Genomic DNA, 21958 nt, shown 5'->3' on the forward strand with positions numbered 1-21958 from the left:
TCCAAAGGTTTGCCTAAGCCGATATCCGGTTGGGGCCAGATCATTGCGGGACTGCGGCCACATTCGGATCACGAGCTTGTCGGGTCTGCGCGAGCATACTGCCCGCCACTCGCTAATTGATTCTGATCAATCGCGAATTATCTGTTTTTTCGGTTTTGGCCGTTAGCGCGGGTCCGACAGCAAGGACCCCCTCGATGATACGGTTGCTCTACATCAGCTCGACGCGAGAACCGCACTCTCGCGCTCGGTTGGACAATATTCTGTCGGTGTCCCGACGCAATAACGTCGCCGCCGATATAACCGGTCTGCTGATCGCCGGCGGGAACCGCTTCCTCCAGGTTCTCGAGGGGCCAGAGGCGCGTGTGCAGGAAACCTTTGAGCGTATTCGCTTCGACGAGCGCCACTTTGCGCCGGTCGTGCTCAAGCGGGAAGCGGTGGAAGAACGTCTCTTCGGAAAATGGGCGATGGGGTTTCAACCTGGCGGTGCCTTGAACCGAACCTCGACCATGACCGATGAAGTGGCCGGACTGGTGGCGCCAATCGATGATCCGCTTCTCAAGGCCTATTTCGAGGGGTTCGCGCGGCGGCACGCGGCATAACGTTCGTCCGATTGGTCGGCGTTGCGAGCTATCGAAGGGACTGCACCCCATAATATTCGCAAGTCCCGTGTCGCCGACCGATGCTCGCTTCCCAAGCGCTGGTGCGCGGAGAGCGCCGAGAAGTTGACCGCCCGATCCGGATTGCCGCCGCCCTGGAAGCAACTCGAGCAGCGATCGGCTCGGCGGGAATCCCCTCGCTATATGTCGATTACGATCTTCCCCGTCGCTTGCCTGGCGGTCACCATGGCATGCGCATCGCCGACGGTTTCCAATGAAAAGCTATGCGGGTGCAGGCGAGGCACGAGCTTGCCGGCCTCGGCCAAAGCTGCCGCGGCCCGCAATATTTTTCCATGATGCTCGCGGCCGGCGCCGGTCAGCAGCGGAAGCAGGGTGAACACGCCCGAATAGGTGCCGCCCTTGAACGACAAGGGCCCAAGAGCATGCGTGCCCCAGCCCAATGCGCTGACCACATGGCCGAAGCGGCGCGCCGCGACGAAGGATGCGTCGAGCGTGGCGCCCCCCACCGTATCGTAGACGATGTCGAAACCTTCCCCGTCGGTAAGGCGGGCGACATAGTCCAACACGTCCTCCGCCTGGAAATCGATCGCGGTTGCGCCGAAGCCAGTGATGATCTCGCCATCCTTGGCGGTTCCGGTCGCGAATACCTGCGCACCGTATGCGCGTGCCAATTGGATGGCGACATGCCCCACGCCACCGGCGCCGCCCTGGACCAGCACGCGCTGACCCGCGCCCACGCGCGCGCGATCGACCAGGCCTTCCCAGGCCGTGATGACGGCCAAGGGCAGCGCCGCCGCCTGACGCATGCTCAGATTGGCGGGCTTGGGTGCAATCAGGCGCGCGTCGACCGCGGCATATTCGGCCAGCGAACCTTGGATGCCGCCCACGCCTCCCGTCATCCCGAACACCTCGTCGCCGACGGCGAACCCCGTCACGCCGTCGCCTATCGCGACGATCGAGCCGGCAAGGTCGATACCGAGGATGGCGGGAAGCTCATGCCGGGCATGTGCCGCGGCCCCTGCGCGAATTTTGGTGTCGAGCGGGTTCACGCCGCTGGCATGAACCCGCACCAGAACTTCGCCCGCGGCTGCGACCGGGCGCGGCGCCTGAACCAGCACGAACGGCCCATTTGCCTCATTCACCACGGCGGCGATCATTTCGGATGCTGACATTTCGCGATCTCCAATCATCATGCGCACAAGATGGCTCGATCAGGATCGTTTTGCGATCAACGATCTCGCATGTTATCCATGCATTTATGCATGCGGACTGGGGTGATATTCGCATATTCCTGGCGATCGCGCGCGCTGGATCGCTCGGCGCCGCGGCCCGATCTTGCGGGCTCACACAGCCGACCATGGGGCGACGACTAAAGGCGCTGGAGGACGCGACCGGCCATATCTTGTTCCAGCGCACCGCGCACGGCTTCGTCCTGACCGACGAAGGCAGCGCCATGCTTCCCCCCGCCGAGCGGATGGAGGAGGAATTCCTCTCGCTCGAGCGCGCGCTCATGGGCAGTGACCGGCAATTGCAGGGCGGGCTGCGGGTGACGTCTTCGGACTGGTTCGGCGTGCATGTGCTGACGCCGGTATTTTCGCGTTTTGCGGAGGTGCATCGCGATGTGACGATCGAACTCGTCACCGACAGCCGGCTCTATTCGCTCTCGCGCCGCGAAACCGACCTGGCCTTTCGAATTACGCGGTTCGAGGAAGTCGACGTCATTCAGCGGCGGCTGATGCGGATCGGCTATGCTGCCTACCGCAAACGGGGCGCGAGTGGCGAGCCGAGGCTCATCACGATGGACGCGGCGCTGAGCCACATGCCGGACGCGATCTGGCTTCGCGAGCGACTGCCCGACGTGCCCGTCGCGTTTCGGAGCAACGACCGCCAGGCGCAAGCGCGCGCCTGTGGCGAGGGGATCGGCATCGCCGTGTTGCCATCCGCGCTAGGCGACAGCGAGCCCGAGATCGAGCGCTTGGACCTCGGCGGCGCGCCGCCATCGCGCGACGTCTGGATGGGGTATCACCGCGACCTGCGACGGCTGCCCCGCCTGCGTGCTCTGGTGGATTTCACGGTCGAGCTGCTGGCTGGCGAAGCCGCGGAAGTTCTGAATTAGGTAAGTCATCTGAACCCTGCTTCCGAACTTGGACAGGACCATAAGGCATGCCCGTTCCTGTCTTTCCTTGTCGAGCTTGACAGCCCACGTAGCGGCGGTTCGGTCATCCGTTTCGAACCGATGAATGGTATCTGAAAACGGTCGTTCATCCGACGCGGAGTGACCGCTGTACCGCCTCCTTCGCGCGGGGGGATACTCCGGAACATCGCGCGGTCAGCGATGGCCTGGCAGCATCGCCGTCACCACTTGCCGTCCACTGCGGCGCGTTTCGAACACCACCCCAGCGAGATGCAGCGCGATGAGGACGTAAAGCAGATTGGCGGCTAGCTCATGGATCTCGCCCAGCGGCCCTTCCTCACCCTCTTCTCCTTTGCCCTCTTCCCGTTCTTCCGTTTCCCGCGCCTCGGCATATGAGCCACCGGTCGCCGCGGCCGGGGCAGGCGTCGATCGCGTCTCGCGTGGCACGCCGGGGAGACCGGCCATGGCGATGCCGGTCGCGATGATGACCAGCAAACAGGACCAGATGGCATAGACCATCAGGGCGCCGAGCGGGTTGTGCGAGCTATGAAGGCGCTTCTCCCCCGCCACGATCTCACGGATGTGCGCGATGGCCGCGCGCGGACTTGGCGGGAACGCCGAGAAGCGCGCTTCGGCAGGGCCGATCAATCCCCAAATCAGACGTGCGGCGAGGATTGCTGCAAGCGCATAACCCACCCAGACATGCGTGCTCGACCCTTCCTCGGTGAAGACCGCGTTAACCAACACCGCGGCGACGATCGACCAATGGGTTATCCGAACGACGGCGTCCCAACGGCGCGGGCGCGGTGCATCAGTCGTCATCACGGTCATGGTCTTCCTCCTTCGCTGGATTGCCGGGTTTCTCGCAGCGCGCCGCGCTGCACGGCTCGGCGTCCGCCTTGGCGGCCTGCGGTGCCTTTTCCGCCGCCCGGTCCGCTGCCCGCGGCCCAGGCGAGGCAGCGGGCCGGTATGCGGCCAGCGCGGCAAATGCGATCGCGGATAACGCCGCCACAGAGGCGATGCCGATAAGCTTCGAAACCATGTTTCTTTCTCCAGGTTGGGAAGTCCCGACCTTCGCGGTTCGATCGCATTGCGCCATCGGCTAAGCGCTTATCCCGCCCGGCATACGCACTCGCTTAGGCGGCGATGTTCAGCGCCGAGAATGGGCACATTCAGGAATGGCCTGATGAAAATACGCGCGAAGAGCCTTGCCCCGAAATAGGGGAAGCTACGGATTTGGAGGTCATCGGGCGCCGTTTACTGCGGTGCGGAGCAGCACGGGGAACGTGATCGTGGCAGCGCCACCGCAGACGGAGCCGGACGCGGTCGACCCGCACCTCGGGCGGCAGCTAATCTACCGCGTCGAGGATCTGGCGAAAGTCTATGGTTCGGGCGACAATGCGGTCCATGCCCTTCGCGGCACGACGTTCGAGGTCGCCGAAGGAGAAATGCTGGTCCTGCTGGGCCCTTCCGGCTCCGGCAAGTCGACGTTGTTGAACATCCTGGGCGGACTGGACCACGCCAGTGGCGGTAAGGTCTGGTTCTTCGACCGCGAGATCACCGCGTTCGACGATGACGCCTTGACTGAATATCGCCGCCGCAGCGTCGGCTTCGTCTTTCAATTCTACAATCTGGTGGCGTCATTGACTGCCCGCGAGAACGTCTCGCTGATCACCGAAATCTCCGAGGATCCGATGGACCCGGTGGAGGCCCTGGCGATGGTCGGGCTGGAAGAACGGCTCGATCATTTTCCGGCACAACTTTCCGGTGGCGAGCAGCAGCGTGTGGCGATCGCACGCGCCATCGCCAAGCGCCCGCGGGTATTGCTTTGCGACGAACCCACCGGTGCGCTGGACAGCCAGACCGGTACGCGGGTGCTTGCCGCGCTCGACCAGGTGAACCGGGAATTCGGCACCACCACCTTCATCATCACGCACAATGCGGTGATCGCCGACATGGCCGGCGAAGTCATGCTGTTCGGTGATGGACGGATCGCCGGACATCGCCACAACCGCACCCGCAAGTCCCCGCTGGAGTTGAGCTGGTGATACGGCTGCGCTCGACGCTTACCGTAAAGCTGTTCCGCGACTTGTGGCGGCTACGAGCGCAAGCAGTGGCGATCGCGCTGGTCACCGCGGCCGGTATCGCGACGGTGGTGATGGCGCAGGGGCTGATCCGCTCGCTCGACGCGACGCGCGCCGCCTATTACGATCAATATCGTTTCGCCGACATCTTTGCCCCGCTCGTGCGCGCTCCCGAGCCCGTAATCGCGGAGGTTCGCCGGCTGCCCGGCGTCGCGGCGGCCGACAGTCGGATCAGCGCGCGTGCAACGCTCGACCTGCCGCAGATCGGCGAGCCGGTGTCCGCGCGGGTGCATTCGCTTCCCGCCCCGACGGCCGACGCGCTCAATCGCCTGGTGTTGCGCAGCGGTCGCTTTCCAGAGCCCGAGAACCCGAATGAGGTGGTCGCGAGCGAGCCCTTCGTGCTCGGCGCCGGGCTCCGTCTGGGCGACCGCTTCCGCGCCGTATTGTACGGCAAGCAGGTCGAGTTACGCCTGGTGGGAACGGTGCTTTCGCCCGAATATATCTATGCGCTCGCGCCGGGTCAGTTCATGCCCGACAATCGTCATTACGGTATCTTGTGGATGGCGCGCGAACCTCTGGCCGCGGCGCTCGATCGCAAACAGGCGTTCAATGAAGCGCTCGTCCGGCTCAGCCCCGGTGCCGATTCCGATGACGTGATTCGCCGGCTCGATCTGCTGCTGGCGCCCTATGGCGGGGTTGGGGCCTATTCGCGCAAGCAGCAGATATCTGACCGCTTCATCTCGAGCGAGATCGAGCAATTGCGGACCATGGCGGCGGTGCTTCCGCCGGTATTCCTGCTGGTCGCGGCGTTCCTGCTGAACATCGTATTGGCGCGGCTCGTCGAGACGGAACGCGAAATAATCGGCCTGATGAAGGCATTCGGCTTCCGTAACCGCGCGATCCTCCTTCACTATGCGGCGCTCGCTTTGCTGCTCGCCTTTGGCGGATTCGTTCTCGGTATCGGTCTGGGTATCTGGCTCGGGCGCGCGCTGTCGCAAGTATATCAGCGCTTCTACACCTTCCCGTTTCTCGCATTCCGCGCCGGCCTCGACGTTTATCTGCTCGCGGCGGCCGCGACGCTGGTTCCGGTTCTGCTCGGTGCAACAACGGCTGTCTGGCGATCGGCGCGATTGACGCCCGCCGCCGCCATGCAGCCGCCCAAGCCGGCGGACTTTTCGAGCGCGATATTGGGTCGGCTGACCAATCGGCTCGGTCCCGACGAGCCTAGCAGGATAATCTTGCGCGGGCTGCTGCGGCGTCCGCTGCGTACGGCATTGACCGTGCTTGGGCTGGCTTCGGCGCTGGCGCTCTATGTCGCCACCCAGAATGCGCCGGCGAGCATGAACCGGATGATCGAGCTGGGCTTTGGCGCCGCCGACCGATCGGACCTGATGGTCACCTTCGCCGAGGCGCGCGACGCGCGCGCGCTGTTCGAACTGGCACGCATTCCGGGCGTGATCGCGGTGCAGCCGTTCCGGGCCACCGACGCACGCTTTCGAGCGGGCCATTACCTGCTGCGCGAAGGACTCGTCGGCGCCGAGCGCGACGCCGATCTCAGTCGGCTGGTCGACATGCAAGGCGACGCCGTGTCGTTGCCGAAGGACGGCGCGATCATCTCCGGTCGAATGGCACAGGCGTTGGACGTCGGCCGGGGCGATGTCGTCGAAGCGGAAGTGGGCGAGGGGGAGCGGCCCGTGCTGCGGCTACCCGTGGTCGGCGTGCTGGACAGCCCTTTCGGCGCGACCGCGACGCTCGATCGCGGCGCGCTCAATCGGCTGTTGCGAGAGGGAAACACCTTGTCCGGCGCCTATTTGGAGGTCGACCCGGCACGGCGTGCGGCGGTGGAGAAACGGCTCGAGCAGAGCCCGATGGTCGCCGGTATCAGCAGGAGCGCCGCTGCAGAGCGCGCGATCCGCTCGACGATCGAGGAGAATCTGCTGACCATGACGCTATTCTATAGCGGCCTTGCCGGACTCGTCGTCGCCGGCGTCGTCTATAACAGCGCGCGGATCAGCCTGTCCGAACAGGCGCGCGATCTTGCCTCGCTGCGCGTCCTCGGCTTCCGGCGGCGCGAAGTCGCCTTCGTCCTGTTGGGCGAGCAGGCCATCCTGCTTCTCCTCTCGCTGCCGCTCGGGCTCGTCGGCGGCGTGGAACTCTGGCGATATCTGGCCGGGCGTTTCAACAGCGACCTCTTCACCATTCCCGTAGTGATCGACCCGCGCGTTCTGGGACAGGGGGTGATCGTCATGGCCGCCGCCGGCGCGGCAACCGCAATGCTGATACGCCGCCGCGTCGACCGGCTCGACTTGGTACGCGCCCTCAAGACGAGAGAATAAGCCGTGCCAGCCAAACGCATCACCGGTCCTCGCATCCTGCTCGCGCTGATTGTCATCGCGTTGGCGGTCGCCGTCTATGTCGCCACGCGCGTCGCACCGGTGGAGGTCGAGGCGGGATCGGTCACCCGCGGGCCGATGACGGTGACCGTCGACGACTTGGCCGAAACGCGCGTGCGCGACCTCTACACGGTCTCGGCGCCGGTCGGCGGCGAGCTGTTGCGGGTTCCGCTCAAGCCTGGTGCCCGCGTCGTCGCGGGCGTGACTGTGCTCGCGCGTATCAAGCCGCCCGAGCCGGCGCCGCTCGACGCCCGGACGGTCGCGCAGATCGAGGGGAATATAGCAACGCTCGAGGCGCAGGCCGATGCGGCCGATGCCCAGACCGAAGCGGCGCGGACCGCGGTGACGTTGTCCGGTCGTCAGTTCACGCGCCTGACCACGCTCTACGGACGAGGGTTCGTCGCCCGCGCGGCTCTCGACGAGGCCGAGGCCGCTCGTGACCGGGCGAATGCAGGACTGCGTTCGGCGCGTCGCGCGGCCGAGGCGGCGCACGAAGCGGTGCGCGCGGCACGTGCGGGGTTGATCCCGCCCCAGGCCGGCGGCGCTGGGCGCGGAATAGTCGATGTGCGCGCGCCGGTCAGCGGGTTCCTCCTGAGCGTGCCGCAGGAGAGTGCTCGCGTGGTGCTCGCCGGAACGCCGATTGCGGCCGTCGGCGACGCAACGCAGATCGAACTCGTCACCGACCTCTTGTCGGCGGATGCGGTCGAGGTGCAGCCAGGAGCTGCGGTCTCGGTCGAGGATTGGGGCGGAGCGAGACCGCTGGTCGGTCGGGTGCGCCTGGTCGAACCCTATGGTTTTCTCAAGGTGTCGGCTCTGGGCGTCGAGGAGCAGCGGGTGAACGTCGTCATCGATCTGCTCGATCCTCCATCCGTCTGGGCCCGGCTCGGTCACGGGTTTCGCGCGACGGTACGGATCACCGTGTGGTCGGCAAATGATCGGGTGCGCGTTCCGGTCGGGGCGCTGTTTCGCAAGGGCGACCAATGGCAGGTGTTTCGCATTTCGTCCGACCGGCGGGTTGACGCCGTGACCGTCAAAGTGGGCCACATGAATGCCGATTGGGCCGAAATACTCGCCGGGCTCAACCCCGGCGATCGGGTCGTTCTGCATCCCGGCGACAAGGTCGCGGACGGCACCCGTATCGCTGTACGCAAATAGGGCAGGAAGGCGCCCGCTTCTTTACGGCCGCCGCCATGTCGCCGCTACCCGGGAGAAACGCCCGCGCTAGGGTAATCTACCTAATGTGCCGCCGATCAAATGATGCGAAGCGATCGTCATGTCTCGCTTGCATCTCCACGTCGAACGCCACACCGTCGAGCGCATCGGCTGGCTGCGTGCCGCGGTCCTCGGCGCCAATGACGGCATCGTTTCGACCGGCAGCCTGATCGTCGGCATCGCGGCGTCCTCGGCCGGAAAGGCGGAGGTATTGCTCGCCGGCATCGCCGCGCTCGTTGCCGGTGCGATGTCGATGGCTGCTGGGGAATATGTCTCGGTCAGCTCACAGGCCGACAGCGAAAGGGCGAACCTCGCCAAGGAAAGTGGCGAACTTCGCGATCAACCCGAATTCGAGCGGGAGGAATTGGCCGGCATTTATGTAGCGCGAGGCCTCACTCCCGAACTCGCTGGTCAGGTTGCCGACCAATTGATGGCGAAGGACGCGCTCGGCGCTCACGCTCGCGATGAACTCGGCATCTCCGAGCTGTCGACTGCGCGTCCCCTCCAGGCTGCGTTCACGTCCGCGGCGACCTTCAGCGTCGGTGCGGCCGCGCCGCTGCTGGTGGTCGCGCTCGCTTCGACGGCTTTGCTCATCCCGCTCGTCACGGTCACCTCGCTGGTCTGTCTCGCCATCCTCGGCGCATTGGGAGCCAAGGCCGGCGATGCCGCGCTGCTCAGATCGGTGGTGCGAGTGACGTTCTGGGGCGCGCTGGCGATGGCATTGACGGCGGGAATCGGCAAGCTCGTCGGGACAGCGGTCTGACGCCGCTGGAACCGGGCGAGCCTTACCGCCAACCCGATCAAAACGCGAAATGAAACGGGCCGAGGATCGCTCCCCAGCCCGCATGCATTTCCGGCTGAGGTCTCGGCCTATTTGGCCTCGGCCTTGGCGGTCTTGCCGCCCTTCTTGCCCGGCTTCTTGGGCGCCGCCGGGGTGATCTCGAAGGCCAGTGCGCCGTCCTTCATCTTCACCACCACTTCGCCGCCATGGACCAGCTTGCCGAACAGCAATTCCTCGGCGAGCGGCTGCTTGATCTTCTCCTGGATCAGGCGGCCCATCGGGCGGGCACCGTAGAGCTTGTCATAGCCCTTGGTGGTCAACCACTTCTTCGATTCGTCATCCAGGCTGATATGGACGTTGCGGTCCGCCAGCTGCAGCTCGAGCTGCAGGATGAACTTCTCGACCACTCGGGCGACGACCTCGGGCGGGAGGTAGCCGAACGGGACGATCGCATCGAGGCGGTTGCGGAATTCGGGCGTGAACATCCGCTGCACCGCCTGTTCGTCCTCACCCTCGCGAGTCAAATTGCCGAAGCCCACCGTCTCGCGCGCCATGTCGGACGCGCCGGCATTGGTCGTCATGATCAGGATGGTGTTGCGGAAATCGACCGTCTTGCCGTGATGATCAGTCAGCTTGCCGTTATCCATCACCTGCAACAGGATGTTGAACAGGTCCGGATGCGCCTTCTCGATCTCGTCGAGCAGCAGCACCGAATGCGGCTGCTGGTCGACCGCGTCGGTCAGCAGGCCGCCCTGATCGTAACCGACATAGCCCGGAGGGGCACCGATCAGCCGGCTGACCGAGTGACGCTCCATATATTCGGACATGTCGAACCGCTGCAGCGGGATGCCCATGATCGACGCGAGCTGACGCGCGACCTCGGTCTTGCCGACACCGGTCGGGCCGGTGAACAGATAGTTGCCGATCGGCTTATCGGGATCGCGGAGACCAGCGCGGCTGAGCTTGATCGCCGAGGCGAGCTTTTCGATCGCGTCATTCTGCCCGAACACGACACGCTTCAGGTCGGTCTCGAGCGTCTCGAGCGCCTTCTTGTCGTCGGTCGACACCGATTTCGGTGGGATGCGCGCCATCGTCGCGATCACCTGCTCGATCTCGCGGGTGGTGATCGTCTTCTTGCGGCGGCTCGGCGGCACCAGCATCTGCATAGCGCCGACTTCGTCGATCACGTCGATAGCCTTGTCCGGCAGCTTGCGGTCGTTGATGTAGCGCGCCGACAGTTCGACCGCCGACTTGATCGCGTCCGGCGTGTAGCGGACCTGATGATGCTCCTCGAACGCAGAGCGCAGGCCGGCCAGGATCTTCACCGTATCCTCGATCGTCGGCTCGTTGACGTCGATCTTCTGGAACCGGCGCAGCAAGGCGCGGTCCTTTTCGAAATGGTTGCGGAATTCCTTGTAGGTGGTCGACCCGATGCAGCGGATCGTGCCGCCCGACAGAGCCGGCTTGAGCAGGTTCGACGCGTCCATCGCGCCGCCGCTAGTCGCGCCGGCACCGATCACCGTGTGGATCTCGTCGATGAACAGGATCGCGTCGGGCATCTTTTCGAGCTCGGTCACGACCTGCTTCAGCCGCTCCTCGAAATCGCCGCGATAGCGCGTGCCGGCGAGCAACGCGCCCATGTCGAGCGAATAGATCACCGCGGGCTTCAGCACGTCGGGCACGTCGCCCTCGACGATCTTGCGCGCCAGACCTTCGGCGATCGCCGTCTTGCCGACGCCGGGATCGCCGACATAGAGCGGGTTGTTCTTCGAACGGCGGCATAGGATTTGTACCGTACGGTCGACCTCCGCCATGCGGCCGATCAGCGGATCGACCTTGCCGTTCTTGGCCTTCTCATTGAGGTCAACGGTGAACTGCTTGAGCGCGCTTTCGTTCTTGCCCTTCTCGCTCTTGGTCGACTTCTCTTCCTCGGCGCCCTTGGGAGTCGAGGCCTCGACCGGCGCGCCGCCTTTGCCGACGCCGTGCGAGATGAAGCTGACCGCGTCGAGCCGGCTCATATCCTGCTGCTGCAGGAAATAGACCGCGTAGGATTCGCGCTCGCTGAACAACGCGACCAGCACGTTGGCGCCGGTCACTTCGTCGCGGCCCGATGACTGGACGTGCAGGATCGCGCGCTGGACGACGCGCTGGAACCCGCTGGTCGGCGACGGATCGGTCGCCTTGTCGACCTTGAGCGCATCGAGCTCGGTGTCGAGATATTGCGCGACGGTCATCTTGAGCTCGTCGAGATCGACGCCGCACGACGCCATCACCTTGGAGGCGTGTTCGTCATCGACCAGCGCAAGCAGCAAATGCTCGAGCGTCGCATATTCGTGGCGGCGCGACGAAGCGGCTTCGAGCGCCTTGTGGAGAGTGGTTTCGAGCGCGGAGGCGAAACTCGGCATTAGACTATTACTCCTGACGGGCCGCATGAACGCACGGCCCTTTGCCCTAATGTCGGGTGGGGAGGGCCCCGCATCAAGCGCCGGCCATTATTCGCATCGTCATGTCGGCCAGCCATGAGTGAAAGCCGGGCCGGCGCGAAGATGCGATTCGCGCTCATCGCTTGAATAGAGAGTCAGCGCTTGCGCGATGGTTAACGGCGCGTTGCATATGATTTTTGATGCGTGCGATCTCGCCTTCGAGGATAGCGATACGCTCCTCGAGCTCGGCCACCGAGAGCGGATCGAGGTCCTGTTTGACCAGGAGCGCGATCGGGTCGCCGGGGCGCGGGAGATTCTCTTCGGAATCCATGAGCGTGAACGTTGACCCTGGGCCGGGCGATGTCAATAACCCCAGCGGGTTTCCGACGAAGGGGTGCGAATGAACGCGATACCGACCGTGATGCGCGCGATCGATCCTGAAGAGCCGGGCGGACCCGAGGTGCTGCGGGTCGTCGAACGCCCCGTGCCGGCGCCGGGCGAGGGCGAGGTGTTGATCCGGGTCGCCGCCGCTGGGATCAACCGTCCCGAAGTGCTGCAGCGAATGGGCGCCTATCCGCCGCCGCCGGGCGCGCCGTCGATCCCGGGGCTGGAAGTCGCCGGCACGATCGTCGCCACCGGCGCGGGCGTCGAGCGCGATCTGATCGGCCAACCGGTCTGCGCGCTGATCGCCGGCGGTGGCTACGCGGAATATGCCGTCGCGCCCTACGGCCAATGCCTGCCGGTGCCCGAGGCGCTGACCATGATCGAAGCGGCGGCGATGCCCGAGACTTTGTTCACCGTGTGGACCAATCTGTTCGAGCGCGGCTTTGCGGCAGAGGGCGATACCGTGCTGGTCCATGGCGGCACCAGCGGCATCGGCACGATGGCGATCGCCCTGTGCAATGTGTTCGGCGTGGAGGTGATCGTCACCGCCGGGTCCGACGAGAAATGCGCGGCGGCCAAAGTGGTCGGCGCCGACCACGCGATCAATTACAAGACGCACGATTTCGTCGAAGAGGTGAAGACGATCACCGGCGGCAAAGGCGTCGCGGTGGTGCTCGACATGGTCGGCGGCGACTATGTGCCGCGCAATTTGCAGTGTCTCGGCGATGACGGCCGCCATGTCTCGATCGCGGTGCAGGGTGGCGGCCAGGCGACGATCCCGATCTTCGAGATCATGCGTCGCCGGCTGACGCTGACCGGATCCACGCTGCGTCCGCGTTCGGTCGCGTTCAAGACTGCCGTGGCCGATGAACTCGCCCGTACGGTGTGGCCGCATGTCGAGGCGGGCCAGTTGAAGCCGGTGATCGACACCGTGTTCGCCTTCGATCGGGCGCCCGATGCGCACAGGCTGATGGAATCGGGCAATCACGTCGGCAAGATAGTGCTGGAGATCGCGTAACGGATGGCCGCCATAAGCCGTGCTGATCAACGGCCGAGCGAATTTGGTTGGACGGACGACGCGGCCTGCGCTTTTGCTCGCGCCGCACCGGAAGGGAGAGTTCGATGGCCAATCTGATCCTGCACGAATATTCGGCGTCGGGAAATTGCTACAAGATCCGGCTGACCGCGGCGCATCTCGGGCTGAAGCTCGAGCGGCGCGAATATGACATCATGCAGGGGGAGACGCGGTCGGACGCATTCCTGGCGGACGTGAACGCCAATGGCCGCATCCCGGTGCTCCAGGTCGGTGACGACTTCCTGCCGGAAAGCAGCGCGGCGTGCTTCTACCTTGCCGACGGCTCAGCCCTGATTCCGGCCGACCGGTTCGATCGCGCCGATATGCTGCGCTGGATGTTCTGGGAACAATATAATCACGAGCCCAATATCGCGACGATCCGCTTCTGGACGACCTTGGTCGGTGAAGCCAATCTGACCGAGCTGCAGCGCGCCCAATTGCCGGTCAAGCGCGCGGCGGGGGACGCGGCACTCACCCTGATGGATGAGCATCTGGCGCAGACGCCGTTCTTCGTCGGGGGCCGCTTCACCCTCGCCGACATCGCGCTCTATGCCTATACCCATGTCTGCGAAGAGGGCGGGTTCGAGCTCCATCGCTATCCGGCGGTCCAGGCGTGGATCGAACGGGTCGCCGCATTGCCGGGGCATATCGCCATCACCGATTGATTAGTTGGTGTATTTCAAGTCATCGCGATTCTGTTTGTAACATAACTTCGTCATAGGCCGGCCAACGTCATCCGTCGGGGCTCGTGACGCATGAATGAAATGACGAAATTGTTACAGGACGGTACTATCGCCGACCTGGCGGACTTCGCGAATTCGAAGCCCGCTATTCCAGAGCGGGCGACGCATAGCCGTCGTCAGTACAGGACTATCTGGATCAGCGACGTTCATTTGGGGACGCGGGGCTGCAATGCCGAAATGCTGATCGACTTTCTCGACCATGTCGACAGCGAAAAGATGTATCTGGTCGGCGACATCATCGACGGCTGGCGGCTCAAGAAGAAACTCTATTGGCCGGCCGCGCATAACGACGTGGTGTGGCGGTTGCTCAAGCGTGCCAAGCGCGGTGCCGAAGTCGTCTATATTCCGGGCAATCACGACGAAGTCGTGCGGCAATTCTGCGGGCTCGATTTCGGCGGCGTGGCGATACGGCGCAACGCGATCCATGAAACCGCCGACGGCCGTCGGTTGTTGGTGCTGCATGGCGACGAATTCGACGCGATCACGCTTTCCCACCGCTGGCTCGCCCATGTCGGCGACGCGGCGTACGAAACGATGATGGCGCTCAACCGGCTGGTCAATCGCTGGCGGCGCTTCTGGAACATGCCCTATTGGTCCTTGTCGAAGCACGCCAAGGCCAAGGTCAAGAACGCGGTCGAGTTCATTTCGAATTACGAAGACGTCGTTGCCCAGGCAGCGGCGCATCGCGGCGTCGACGGCGTGGTGTGCGGCCATATCCACACTGCGGAATACCGTGAAATTCACGGCGTTCAGTATTATAACGACGGCGATTGGGTCGAAGGCTGTACCGCATTGGTCGAGCATTTCGATGGTCGGATGGAGGTGTTGCACTGGGCCGACGAAATCAAAGGAAGGCAGGCCCAAGTCCCCTGCTTGACGCTAGCGGCGGCCTGACGAACGTGCGGATCGCGGTCGTCACCGATGCCTGGAGCCCGCAGGTCAACGGCGTCGTGCGTACCTTGCAGTCGGTCCGCGACGAATTGATGCGTCAGGGGCATGATGTGCTGATCGTATCGCCAGATCTGTTCTACTCGATGCCCTGTCCGACCTATCCCGAAATCCGGCTGGCCTTCGCCTCGACCGGATCGGTCGGCCGCATGCTGGAGGAATTCAGCCCCCAGGCGATCCACCTCGCGACCGAGGGGCCGGTATGTCTTGCCGCGCGGCGCTGGTGCCTGGCGCGCGATTTCCCCTTCACCACCGCCTATCACACGCAATTCCCCGATTATGTCGCGGCGCGTACCGGCGTGAACCCCGAATGGGTGTGGCGCTATATCCGCTGGTTCCATTCGCCCGCTCAGTCGATCCTCGCCTCCACCGCCTCGATTGCCGAGACGCTCAAGGCGCATGGTCTGACCCAGATCCGCCATTGGGGCCGTGGCGTCGACCTGTCGACCTTTGGCGATCCGACGCCCGATCCCGCGATCCGCGCCTTGCCAGGCCCGATCCAACTCTATGTCGGCCGCGTCGCGATCGAGAAGAATATCGAGGCGTTCCTGACCGCCAAGCATCCGGGATCCAAGGTGATCGTCGGCGACGGTCCGGCGCTCGCCTCGCTCAAGGCCAAATATCCCGACGCGCATTTCCTCGGACCCAAATTCGGCGCCGACCTCGCCGCCGCTTATGCTGCCGCCGACGTCTTCGTCTTCCCCAGCAAGACCGACACGTTCGGGCTGGTGATGATCGAGGCGCTCGCCTGTGGCACACCGGTAGCCGCTTATCCGGTCACCGGGCCGATCGACGTACTGACGCCCGAAACCGGCGCGATGCATGACGATCTCGACCAGGCGATCGCCGCGGCGCTGACCCTCGACCGCGCCGCATGCCGTGCCTATGGCCAGAGCTTCACCTGGGCCAAGAGCGCGCATCAGTTCCTGCATGCGCTGGTGCCGGTTGGCGGCGACGAGGCGCTGGCGGCGTAAAGCTTGCCCCGCGCGGCCAATCGGATTAAGTCGAGCGCAACGACAGGCCGCTCCGCGAGGGGCGGCCCTATTTATTTCTGACGGAGATTTTCGTGGCTCAGCCGCTCATGCCCCATGCGACCGCTTCCTGGCTGGTCGACAATACCTCGCTCAGCTTCGAGCAGATCGCCGAATTCTGCGGCCTGCACATCCTGGAGATCCAGGCGATCGCCGACGACACTGCTGCGACCAAGCTGACCGGCCGCGATCCGGTACGCGCGCATGAGCTCACGATGGACGAGATCGAAAAGGGCCAGAAGGACCCGAACTACGTCCTCAAGATGTCGAAGGGCCCGGAGCAGATCCGTCGCACCAAGGGGCCGCGCTACACCCCGGTGTCGAAGCGCCAGGACAAGCCGGACGGCATCGCCTGGATCATCCGCAACCACCCGGAAATCTCGGACGGCCAGATCTCCAACTTGATTGGCACCACGCGAACGACGATCGCGGCGATCCGCGACCGCACGCACTGGAACATCGCCAACATCACCCCCAAGGATCCGGTGACGCTCGGCCTGACGACGCAGCGCGAGCTCGACGCCGCGGTGACCAAGGCGGCCAAGGCGCACGGCATCGAGGCGCCGGTCGACACAAGGCTGGAGGGCGACCGCGAGGCGCTGATCGAACAGCTCCGCGCCGAGCGCGACCAGGCCGCACGCGACGCCGAAGCCGCGGCGGGCGAGGGTGAAGGCGAAGCGGCACCGGTGGTGCATACCGCGGAGACGCTGTTCAAGCATTGATCCGCCGAAGCGCGCCTCGGCGAACAGGAAAGGGCGGGGGACCTCCGTCCGCCGCCCTTTTTGCTGCCGAAGGCCGATTGGTCAGTGCGGCGCGGCGCGCGAGAACAGGTTCATGACGGTCACCCCGGCGATGATCAGCGCTATGCCGACCAGCGCAGCGATATCGAGCTTTTGGCCTTGGAATATCCAGGCGACGCCTGCGATCAGCACGATCCCCACGCCGGACCAGATCGCGTACGCTATTCCGGTCGGGATCGTGCGTAATGTCAGCGACAGCGCGTAGAATGCGATTGCATAAGCTAGGATCGTCACGATTGCGGGGCCCGGCCGCGTGAATCCCGCCGATGTCTTCATGAACGACGTACCGATCACCTCGGCGACGATCGCGATGGCGAGATAAAGATAGGCCATACGCGGGGCCTAGAATGCTCCATGGAACATGTCATGTTCGATTTCTGGGTATCGGAACACTTGTAGGCGAAGAGGCATCGATTCGTTTCGCTGGTATCTCATCGCGACGCTTGCTACCGCCCGATCATGGCCACCGCCCGCACGCCCGACGCCGCGTTCGTCGCCGACGAGAGCTTCGTTCCCACCAGCCATAAGGGCCTGACCTATCCGTTCGGCGGGAAAGAGCCCGGCGATGGGGAGGTGATGCAGGTTGCGCCGGGGGTGCGCTGGGTCCGGCTGAATGTCCCCGGACCGCTCAAGCACATCAATTGCTGGCTGATCGACGACAGTGACGCCCGCGGCGACGGGGTCGCGCTGGTCGATGCCGGGATGAACCGGACCGAGACGCGAGAGGCGTGGAAGTCGGTGTTCAAGGGACCGCTCGCCGGCGTGCGCGTGACGCGGATGATCGGCACGCATTTCCACCCCGACCATATCGGGCTCGCCGGATGGATGTGCGACCATCACCAGGCGCCTTTATGGATGACGCGCGGCGAGTGGCTGACCGCGCAGATGCTGGTCGCCGATGCCCGGCCCGAGACACCGCAAGAGGTCAATGATTTCCGCCGGGGCTGCGGCTGGAGCGACGAGCAGATCGACCTGGCCGCGGCGCGCGGCTGGTCGAATTTCGGGCGCATCGTCCGGCCGATGCCCTTGTCATATCGCCGGATGGTCGATGGGGAGACGATCACGATCGGCGCGCGCGCCTGGCGGGTGATCACCGGATCGGGGCACAGTCCCGAGCATGCCTGCCTGCTCGACGAGGCGGGTAAGGTATTCATCGCCGGCGACCAAGTCCTGCCGCGGATCAGTCCCAACGTCTCGCTCGGTATCACCGAACCCGACGCCGATCCGCTGGGCGAATGGTTCGACTCGATCGCCAAGTTGAAGCGCGAGGTTCCCCCCGACGTGCTCACCCTGCCGGGGCATGGCGACCCCTTCCTGCATCTTCACACACGCCTTGACGCGATGGACCGCGAGCATCGCTCGCGGCTCGACGAGCTCGAGGTGTTCCTGGAGGAGCCGCGCCGGGTGGTCGATTGCTTCGGCCGCCTGTTCCGCCGGGCGATCGGCCAGGAGGTGCTCGGCATGGCGACTGGCGAGGCGATGGCGCATTTGAAGCGCCTCGAGGTCGAAGGACGGGCGAAGCGCGAAACGGGCAGCGACGGCGTGTGGCGCTGGCGCGTGACCTGAACGCCGGCGCGGCTCGCGCGGAGCGTCGCATCGTCATAGGATGAGTCCGAATCGAGCCACCCAGGGAGAGATCGCATGTGCGACGAGCATACAGCGGAGGATAATGATCGTTTCCTGGGCATTGCCCATCCGTCGCGCCGCCAGTTCGGAATGATGACCGGAGTCGCGGGACTGATGGCGGTGCTGCCGGTTCCCGCCAATGCCGCGTCGATCAAGGGCCGCGATGTCGTGATCGACACGCCCGAGGGGAAGGCCGACGCCTATTTCGTCGCGCCGGCGACGGGCAAGCATCCCGGCGTCTTGATCTGGCCCGACATCATGGGCCTGCGTCCGGCTTTCCGGCAGATGGCCGAGCGGCTGGCGCAGTCGGGCTATGCCGTTTTGGTGGTCAACCAATTCTACCGCTCGACCAAGGCACCGTTCCTCAAGTCCGGCGAATCGTTCGACCAACCCGAGGTGCGGGCGAAGATCATGCCGTTCGTCGAGAAACTGACGCCGGCCGAGACGGTCAGCGACGCCAAGGCGTTCACGACGTTCCTCGATGCGCAGAAGGAAGTCGACACCAAGCGCGGGCTCGCCAGCACTGGCTATTGCATGGGCGGGCCGATGGTGTTCCGCACCGTCGCCGCGCGCGCCGACCGCTATCGCGCGGGCGGGACGTTCCATGGCGGCGGGCTAGTCGGTGACAAACCGGACAGCCCCAACGCGCTGATTCCGCAGATGAAAGCGAGCTTCCTGATCGCCATCGCCGAGAATGACGACCAGCGCGCGCCGACCGACAAGGATGTGCTGAGGAAAGCGTTCGACGACGCCAAGCTGCCGGCCGAGATCGAGGTCTATAAAGGCACGATGCACGGCTGGTGCCCGCCCGATAGCAAGGTTTACAACGCGGCGCAGGCGGACCGCGCCTGGGAGCGTCAACTGGCATTGTTCCAGAAGGCGCTGTGACCGGCGGGCATCCCGCCCGCCAATGTTCCCGAGGGAGAGGACGATGAGCGACCTGATCTTGTACACCAACCCGATGTCGCGCGGCCGCATCGCCCGCTGGGCGCTGGAGGAAGTCGGCGCGCATTACGAAGTCCGTGTGATGAACTATGCCGATAGCATGAAGAGCGACGATTACCTGTCGATCAACCCGATGGGGAAGGTGCCGGCGATCGAGCACAAGGGCAAGATCGTCACCGAATGCGCGGCGATCTGTGCCTATCTCGGCGATGCCTTTCCCGATGCGGGTCTGGCGCCCGCGCTGGCCGATCGCGCCGATTATTACCGCTGGTTGTTCTTCGCTGCCGGTCCCGTCGAACATGCCGTGACGAACAATAGTGCCGGCTTCGTCCCCCAGGCCGACCAAGGCAGGATGTTCGGTTACGGCAATTACGACCAGACGATCGAGGTGCTCGAACACGCCGTGTCGCGATATGATTATGTGGCCGGTGACGCCTTTACGATGGCGGATGTCTATGTCGGCGCGCAGGTAATCTGGGGCAACCAGTTCGGCTCGATCCCGAAGCGCGACGCTTTCGCCGCTTATGCAGCGCGACTGACCTCGCGCGATGCCTATCAGCGGGCGAACGAACTGGACGATGCGCTGATGGAAACCAACCAGCTCGCCTGACATCGCAGTGCTCCTGCGAACGCAGGAGCCCAGAGTTGCGAAGGGATTCGCCCGGGACCTTGAACTCTGGCTTCCGCAGCAATTCCAGAGGTTGATCGCGTCCAAAGGAAATACGCTTCCCCGGCGAAGGCCGGGGCCCAGCGGCGATGAAGACGATGAGTGGGGATGCCTTCTCATTTCGTCGGTACTGGACCCCGGCCTTCGCCGGGGAAGCGTGCAATTGATTGGCCTGCCGCCTAGCGCTCCGGCAGTTCCGCCATCACTCGATCGCGCTCCGCCGGCGTCATGCTCGTCCAGCGCGCGACTTCGTCGACCGTGCGGCGGCAGCCTTCGCATAGCCGGTCCTTGCCGATCCGGCAGATATTGACGCACGGGCTGACGATCGGTTCGACCGGCACCAGGCTGATGAAGTCGGGCAGGCTCACGCGTGCCTCAGTCGCTGGTCAGCACCACGCTGAGGAAGTCGGGCACCGGCCCGTTCCAGCCTTCGTCCGGACCATCGTCCTGCTCGCGGCCGCGGCGCGGGCGGCGGTCGTCGTTGCGGGAGCGTGGCTCTTCCCGGGGATGGCGCGGCGGATCGCTGCGCGGGCGCGGTTCCTCGCGGCGCGCCGGCTTTTCCGCGCGCGGTGCAGGCGCGTCGGGCGTTTCTTCCTCGGCGGCCTTTCGGCGCGGCGCGGCGCGCGCGCGTTTCGGCTTTTCCTCTCTTGCGGAGCGTCCGCGCGGTGCCTCCTCGGCTTCGGGCGGCGGGCCGCCTTCCAGCCGGGGGATCTTCATGCCGGTCAGCTTCTCGATATTATCGATATTCTCGGCATCCGCGCTCGACGCAAAGGTATAGGCGACGCCGGTTGCCCCGGCACGGCCGGTGCGGCCGATGCGGTGGATATAATCGTCCGGGTGCCAGGGCGCGTCGAAATTGAAGACGTGGCTGACGCCCTTGATGTCGAGCCCGCGCGCGGCGACGTCGGACGCCACTAGGATGTTGATCTCACCCTTTTTGAACCGCTCGAGCTCGGCGATCCGCTGCGGTTGTTCCATGTCGCCATGAATCTCACCGCTCGAAAAGCCATAGCCTCTGAGGCTCTTGTTGAGCTCGCGCACCGTCGTCTTGCGGTTGCAGAAGATGATCGCGTTCTTGACCTCTTCCTGGCCCAGCAACTGGCGCAGCGCCGCGCGCTTGGCGTGGCTCGCGCTGCCGACCGGCACCACATATTGGGTGATGTTGATATTGGCGGTGGCGGGGCGCGCGACCTCGATCGTCTTGGGATTCGACAGGAACTTGTCGGCCAGCTTCTTGATCGGCGGCGGCATCGTGGCTGAGAACAGGAGCGTCTGGCGATTGGCCGGGAGCTTGGTGCAGATATTCTCGATATCGGGAATGAACCCCATATCGAGCATGCGGTCGGCTTCGTCGATCACCAGCAGGTTGCACTGGGTCAGCAGGATCTTGCCGCGCTCGAACAGGTCCATCAGCCGGCCCGGCGTTGCGATCAGCACGTCGACGCCCTTTTCCAGCGCCTTGACCTGATCGCCCATCTGCACGCCACCGATCAGCAGCGCCATCGAGAGCTTGTGATACTTGCCGTATTTCTCGAAATTCTCGGCGACCTGAGCGGCCAATTCGCGCGTCGGCTCGAGGATAAGGCTGCGCGGCATCAGCGCGCGGCTGCGCCCATGGCCCAGGATATCGATCATCGGCAGCACGAACGCGGCGGTCTTGCCCGTGCCGGTCTGGGCGATACCGATGATGTCGCGCATCATCAGCACGCTGGGAATGGTGGCGGCCTGAATCGGAGTCGGTTCGGTATAGCCCGACTCGCCTACGGCGCGGAGCAACTCATCTGAAAGGCCGAGGTCGGCAAAGGGCATCCATAAATCCGGAAAAATGGGCGGCGCGCAGGTGCGCCATCCAACAACGTGCGCGCTTGCCGATCAGTTGCCGAAAGTCAAGCTTGAGCGTCTTTTTGCGAAACTTGCGGAAGCGCGAGTTTCGGTCGCGGCACCGCCCTTCGCAGCCATTCCAACGATGTTGCGCATCGCCGGAACCTCGGGCTGCTCCGCCCACTCCCCCACCGGGCCTCCCATAAGATACGCTGTTTGGAAGGCCGGGTGGGGGAGTGGGCCGGTGCCGCTCGGCGCCGTGAGGCGTCAACGA

At 64.6% G+C, this 21958-nt stretch carries 22 protein-coding genes; 14 read left to right on the plus strand and 8 right to left on the minus strand.

The features are described from left to right. Window positions 1-194 precede the first annotated feature (194 nt). Window positions 195-599, plus strand: a complete 405-nt coding sequence (locus SPR01S_RS05770; protein ID WP_066586281.1) for a BLUF domain-containing protein — start codon at window positions 195-197, stop codon at window positions 597-599. A 197-nt stretch (window positions 600-796) separates the two neighbouring features. Here SPR01S_RS05770 and SPR01S_RS05775 read toward each other — a convergent pair whose 3' ends face one another. Continuing rightward, complete coding sequence (locus SPR01S_RS05775) at window positions 797-1789, minus strand: zinc-dependent alcohol dehydrogenase family protein (protein ID WP_066586426.1); 993 nt, start codon at window positions 1787-1789, stop codon at window positions 797-799. Between the two features lie 86 nt (window positions 1790-1875). Between SPR01S_RS05775 and SPR01S_RS05780 the strand changes: the two genes are divergently transcribed. Beyond that, a complete protein-coding gene (locus SPR01S_RS05780) occupies window positions 1876-2733 on the plus strand; it encodes a LysR family transcriptional regulator (protein ID WP_066586287.1) in 858 nt (285 codons plus the stop codon). A gap of 213 nt (window positions 2734-2946) precedes the next feature. Here SPR01S_RS05780 and SPR01S_RS05785 read toward each other — a convergent pair whose 3' ends face one another. Further along, the gene (locus tag SPR01S_RS05785) at window positions 2947-3582 is read right to left on the minus strand and encodes a cytochrome b/b6 domain-containing protein (RefSeq protein WP_066586290.1); all 636 of its coding nucleotides are present in this window, start codon (window positions 3580-3582) and stop codon (window positions 2947-2949) included. Further along, on the minus strand, window positions 3563-3793 hold the full coding sequence (locus SPR01S_RS05790) for a hypothetical protein (RefSeq protein ID WP_066586293.1): 231 nt from the start codon (window positions 3791-3793) through the stop codon (window positions 3563-3565). The genes SPR01S_RS05785 and SPR01S_RS05790 overlap by 20 nt, the downstream gene beginning before the upstream one ends. A gap of 250 nt (window positions 3794-4043) precedes the next feature. Here SPR01S_RS05790 and SPR01S_RS05795 point away from each other — a divergent pair, with 250 nt between their 5' ends. From SPR01S_RS05795 to SPR01S_RS05810, 4 genes are all read left to right on the plus strand, one after another. Then, window positions 4044-4799 (plus strand): ABC transporter ATP-binding protein, encoded by a 756-nt coding sequence (locus SPR01S_RS05795; protein ID WP_066586428.1) that lies wholly within the window; start codon window positions 4044-4046, stop codon window positions 4797-4799. Further along, window positions 4796-7171, plus strand: a complete 2376-nt coding sequence (locus tag SPR01S_RS05800) for an ABC transporter permease (RefSeq protein ID WP_157081981.1) — start codon at window positions 4796-4798, stop codon at window positions 7169-7171. The genes SPR01S_RS05795 and SPR01S_RS05800 overlap by 4 nt, the downstream gene beginning before the upstream one ends. Window positions 7172-7174: 3 nt before the next feature. Continuing rightward, window positions 7175-8383, plus strand: a complete 1209-nt coding sequence (locus SPR01S_RS05805; RefSeq protein ID WP_084250979.1) for an efflux RND transporter periplasmic adaptor subunit — start codon at window positions 7175-7177, stop codon at window positions 8381-8383. A gap of 118 nt (window positions 8384-8501) precedes the next feature. Further along, window positions 8502-9203 (plus strand): VIT1/CCC1 transporter family protein, encoded by a 702-nt coding sequence (locus tag SPR01S_RS05810; RefSeq protein ID WP_066586299.1) that lies wholly within the window; start codon window positions 8502-8504, stop codon window positions 9201-9203. 107 nt (window positions 9204-9310) lie between these two features. Here SPR01S_RS05810 and clpA read toward each other — a convergent pair whose 3' ends face one another. Together clpA and SPR01S_RS05820 are read right to left on the minus strand one after the other, a co-directional pair. Then, a complete protein-coding gene (clpA, locus tag SPR01S_RS05815) occupies window positions 9311-11626 on the minus strand; it encodes an ATP-dependent Clp protease ATP-binding subunit ClpA (RefSeq protein WP_066586302.1) in 2316 nt (771 codons plus the stop codon). A gap of 154 nt (window positions 11627-11780) precedes the next feature. Continuing rightward, complete coding sequence (locus SPR01S_RS05820) at window positions 11781-11975, minus strand: DUF1192 domain-containing protein (protein WP_066586311.1); 195 nt, start codon at window positions 11973-11975, stop codon at window positions 11781-11783. A 69-nt stretch (window positions 11976-12044) separates the two neighbouring features. Here SPR01S_RS05820 and SPR01S_RS05825 point away from each other — a divergent pair, with 69 nt between their 5' ends. The 5 genes from SPR01S_RS05825 (at window position 12045) to SPR01S_RS05845 (ending at window position 16547) form a co-directional block, all read left to right on the plus strand. Next, window positions 12045-13046 (plus strand): NAD(P)H-quinone oxidoreductase, encoded by a 1002-nt coding sequence (locus SPR01S_RS05825; RefSeq protein WP_174531873.1) that lies wholly within the window; start codon window positions 12045-12047, stop codon window positions 13044-13046. A gap of 104 nt (window positions 13047-13150) precedes the next feature. After that, window positions 13151-13768, plus strand: a complete 618-nt coding sequence (locus SPR01S_RS05830; protein WP_066586314.1) for a glutathione S-transferase family protein — start codon at window positions 13151-13153, stop codon at window positions 13766-13768. A 90-nt stretch (window positions 13769-13858) separates the two neighbouring features. After that, the gene (locus SPR01S_RS05835) at window positions 13859-14740 is read left to right on the plus strand and encodes a UDP-2,3-diacylglucosamine diphosphatase (RefSeq protein WP_066586316.1); all 882 of its coding nucleotides are present in this window, start codon (window positions 13859-13861) and stop codon (window positions 14738-14740) included. A gap of 5 nt (window positions 14741-14745) precedes the next feature. After that, window positions 14746-15768, plus strand: a complete 1023-nt coding sequence (locus SPR01S_RS05840; RefSeq protein WP_066586319.1) for a glycosyltransferase family 4 protein — start codon at window positions 14746-14748, stop codon at window positions 15766-15768. A 92-nt stretch (window positions 15769-15860) separates the two neighbouring features. After that, complete coding sequence (locus SPR01S_RS05845) at window positions 15861-16547, plus strand: DUF1013 domain-containing protein (protein ID WP_066586322.1); 687 nt, start codon at window positions 15861-15863, stop codon at window positions 16545-16547. 81 nt (window positions 16548-16628) lie between these two features. Here the strand turns inward: SPR01S_RS05845 and SPR01S_RS05850 are convergent, their stop codons facing one another. Then, complete coding sequence (locus SPR01S_RS05850) at window positions 16629-16958, minus strand: SMR family transporter (protein WP_066586325.1); 330 nt, start codon at window positions 16956-16958, stop codon at window positions 16629-16631. Window positions 16959-17084: 126 nt separating this feature from the next. On the opposite strand from SPR01S_RS05850, the gene SPR01S_RS05855 reads away from it, so the two are divergent. From SPR01S_RS05855 to SPR01S_RS05865, 3 genes are all read left to right on the plus strand, one after another. Next, on the plus strand, window positions 17085-18191 hold the full coding sequence (locus SPR01S_RS05855; RefSeq protein ID WP_066586328.1) for an MBL fold metallo-hydrolase: 1107 nt from the start codon (window positions 17085-17087) through the stop codon (window positions 18189-18191). Between the two features lie 75 nt (window positions 18192-18266). Further along, on the plus strand, window positions 18267-19139 hold the full coding sequence (locus SPR01S_RS05860) for a dienelactone hydrolase family protein (RefSeq protein ID WP_066586331.1): 873 nt from the start codon (window positions 18267-18269) through the stop codon (window positions 19137-19139). 43 nt (window positions 19140-19182) lie between these two features. Continuing rightward, a complete protein-coding gene (locus SPR01S_RS05865) occupies window positions 19183-19806 on the plus strand; it encodes a glutathione S-transferase family protein (protein ID WP_066586334.1) in 624 nt (207 codons plus the stop codon). Between the two features lie 236 nt (window positions 19807-20042). Here the strand turns inward: SPR01S_RS05865 and SPR01S_RS05870 are convergent, their stop codons facing one another. Further along, complete coding sequence (locus SPR01S_RS05870) at window positions 20043-20231, minus strand: DUF1289 domain-containing protein (protein ID WP_066586341.1); 189 nt, start codon at window positions 20229-20231, stop codon at window positions 20043-20045. A gap of 7 nt (window positions 20232-20238) precedes the next feature. After that, window positions 20239-21672, minus strand: a complete 1434-nt coding sequence (locus tag SPR01S_RS05875; RefSeq protein WP_066586344.1) for a DEAD/DEAH box helicase — start codon at window positions 21670-21672, stop codon at window positions 20239-20241. Window positions 21673-21958: the final 286 nt, after the last annotated feature.

The organism is Sphingomonas pruni NBRC 15498 (assembly GCF_001598455.1).
In the GTDB taxonomy this organism is placed as follows: Bacteria; Pseudomonadota; Alphaproteobacteria; order Sphingomonadales; family Sphingomonadaceae; genus Sphingomonas; species Sphingomonas pruni.

Coding starts and splice junctions, on each gene's coding strand:
- SPR01S_RS05855 (WP_066586328.1), top strand. CDS start 17,085: ATGGCCACCGCCCGCACGCCCGACGCCGCGTTCGTCGCCGACGAGAGC.
- SPR01S_RS05790 (WP_066586293.1), bottom strand. CDS start 3,793: ATGGTTTCGAAGCTTATCGGCATCGCCTCTGTGGCGGCGTTATCCGCG.
- SPR01S_RS05770 (WP_066586281.1), top strand. CDS start 195: ATGATACGGTTGCTCTACATCAGCTCGACGCGAGAACCGCACTCTCGC.
- SPR01S_RS05835 (WP_066586316.1), top strand. CDS start 13,859: ATGAATGAAATGACGAAATTGTTACAGGACGGTACTATCGCCGACCTG.
- SPR01S_RS05830 (WP_066586314.1), top strand. CDS start 13,151: ATGGCCAATCTGATCCTGCACGAATATTCGGCGTCGGGAAATTGCTAC.
- clpA (WP_066586302.1), bottom strand. CDS start 11,626: ATGCCGAGTTTCGCCTCCGCGCTCGAAACCACTCTCCACAAGGCGCTC.
- SPR01S_RS05820 (WP_066586311.1), bottom strand. CDS start 11,975: ATGGATTCCGAAGAGAATCTCCCGCGCCCCGGCGACCCGATCGCGCTC.
- SPR01S_RS05850 (WP_066586325.1), bottom strand. CDS start 16,958: ATGGCCTATCTTTATCTCGCCATCGCGATCGTCGCCGAGGTGATCGGT.
- SPR01S_RS05875 (WP_066586344.1), bottom strand. CDS start 21,672: ATGCCCTTTGCCGACCTCGGCCTTTCAGATGAGTTGCTCCGCGCCGTA.
- SPR01S_RS05775 (WP_066586426.1), bottom strand. CDS start 1,789: ATGTCAGCATCCGAAATGATCGCCGCCGTGGTGAATGAGGCAAATGGG.
- SPR01S_RS05825 (WP_174531873.1), top strand. CDS start 12,045: ATGAACGCGATACCGACCGTGATGCGCGCGATCGATCCTGAAGAGCCG.
- SPR01S_RS05785 (WP_066586290.1), bottom strand. CDS start 3,582: ATGACCGTGATGACGACTGATGCACCGCGCCCGCGCCGTTGGGACGCC.
- SPR01S_RS05865 (WP_066586334.1), top strand. CDS start 19,183: ATGAGCGACCTGATCTTGTACACCAACCCGATGTCGCGCGGCCGCATC.
- SPR01S_RS05810 (WP_066586299.1), top strand. CDS start 8,502: ATGTCTCGCTTGCATCTCCACGTCGAACGCCACACCGTCGAGCGCATC.
- SPR01S_RS05860 (WP_066586331.1), top strand. CDS start 18,267: ATGTGCGACGAGCATACAGCGGAGGATAATGATCGTTTCCTGGGCATT.
- SPR01S_RS05780 (WP_066586287.1), top strand. CDS start 1,876: ATGCATGCGGACTGGGGTGATATTCGCATATTCCTGGCGATCGCGCGC.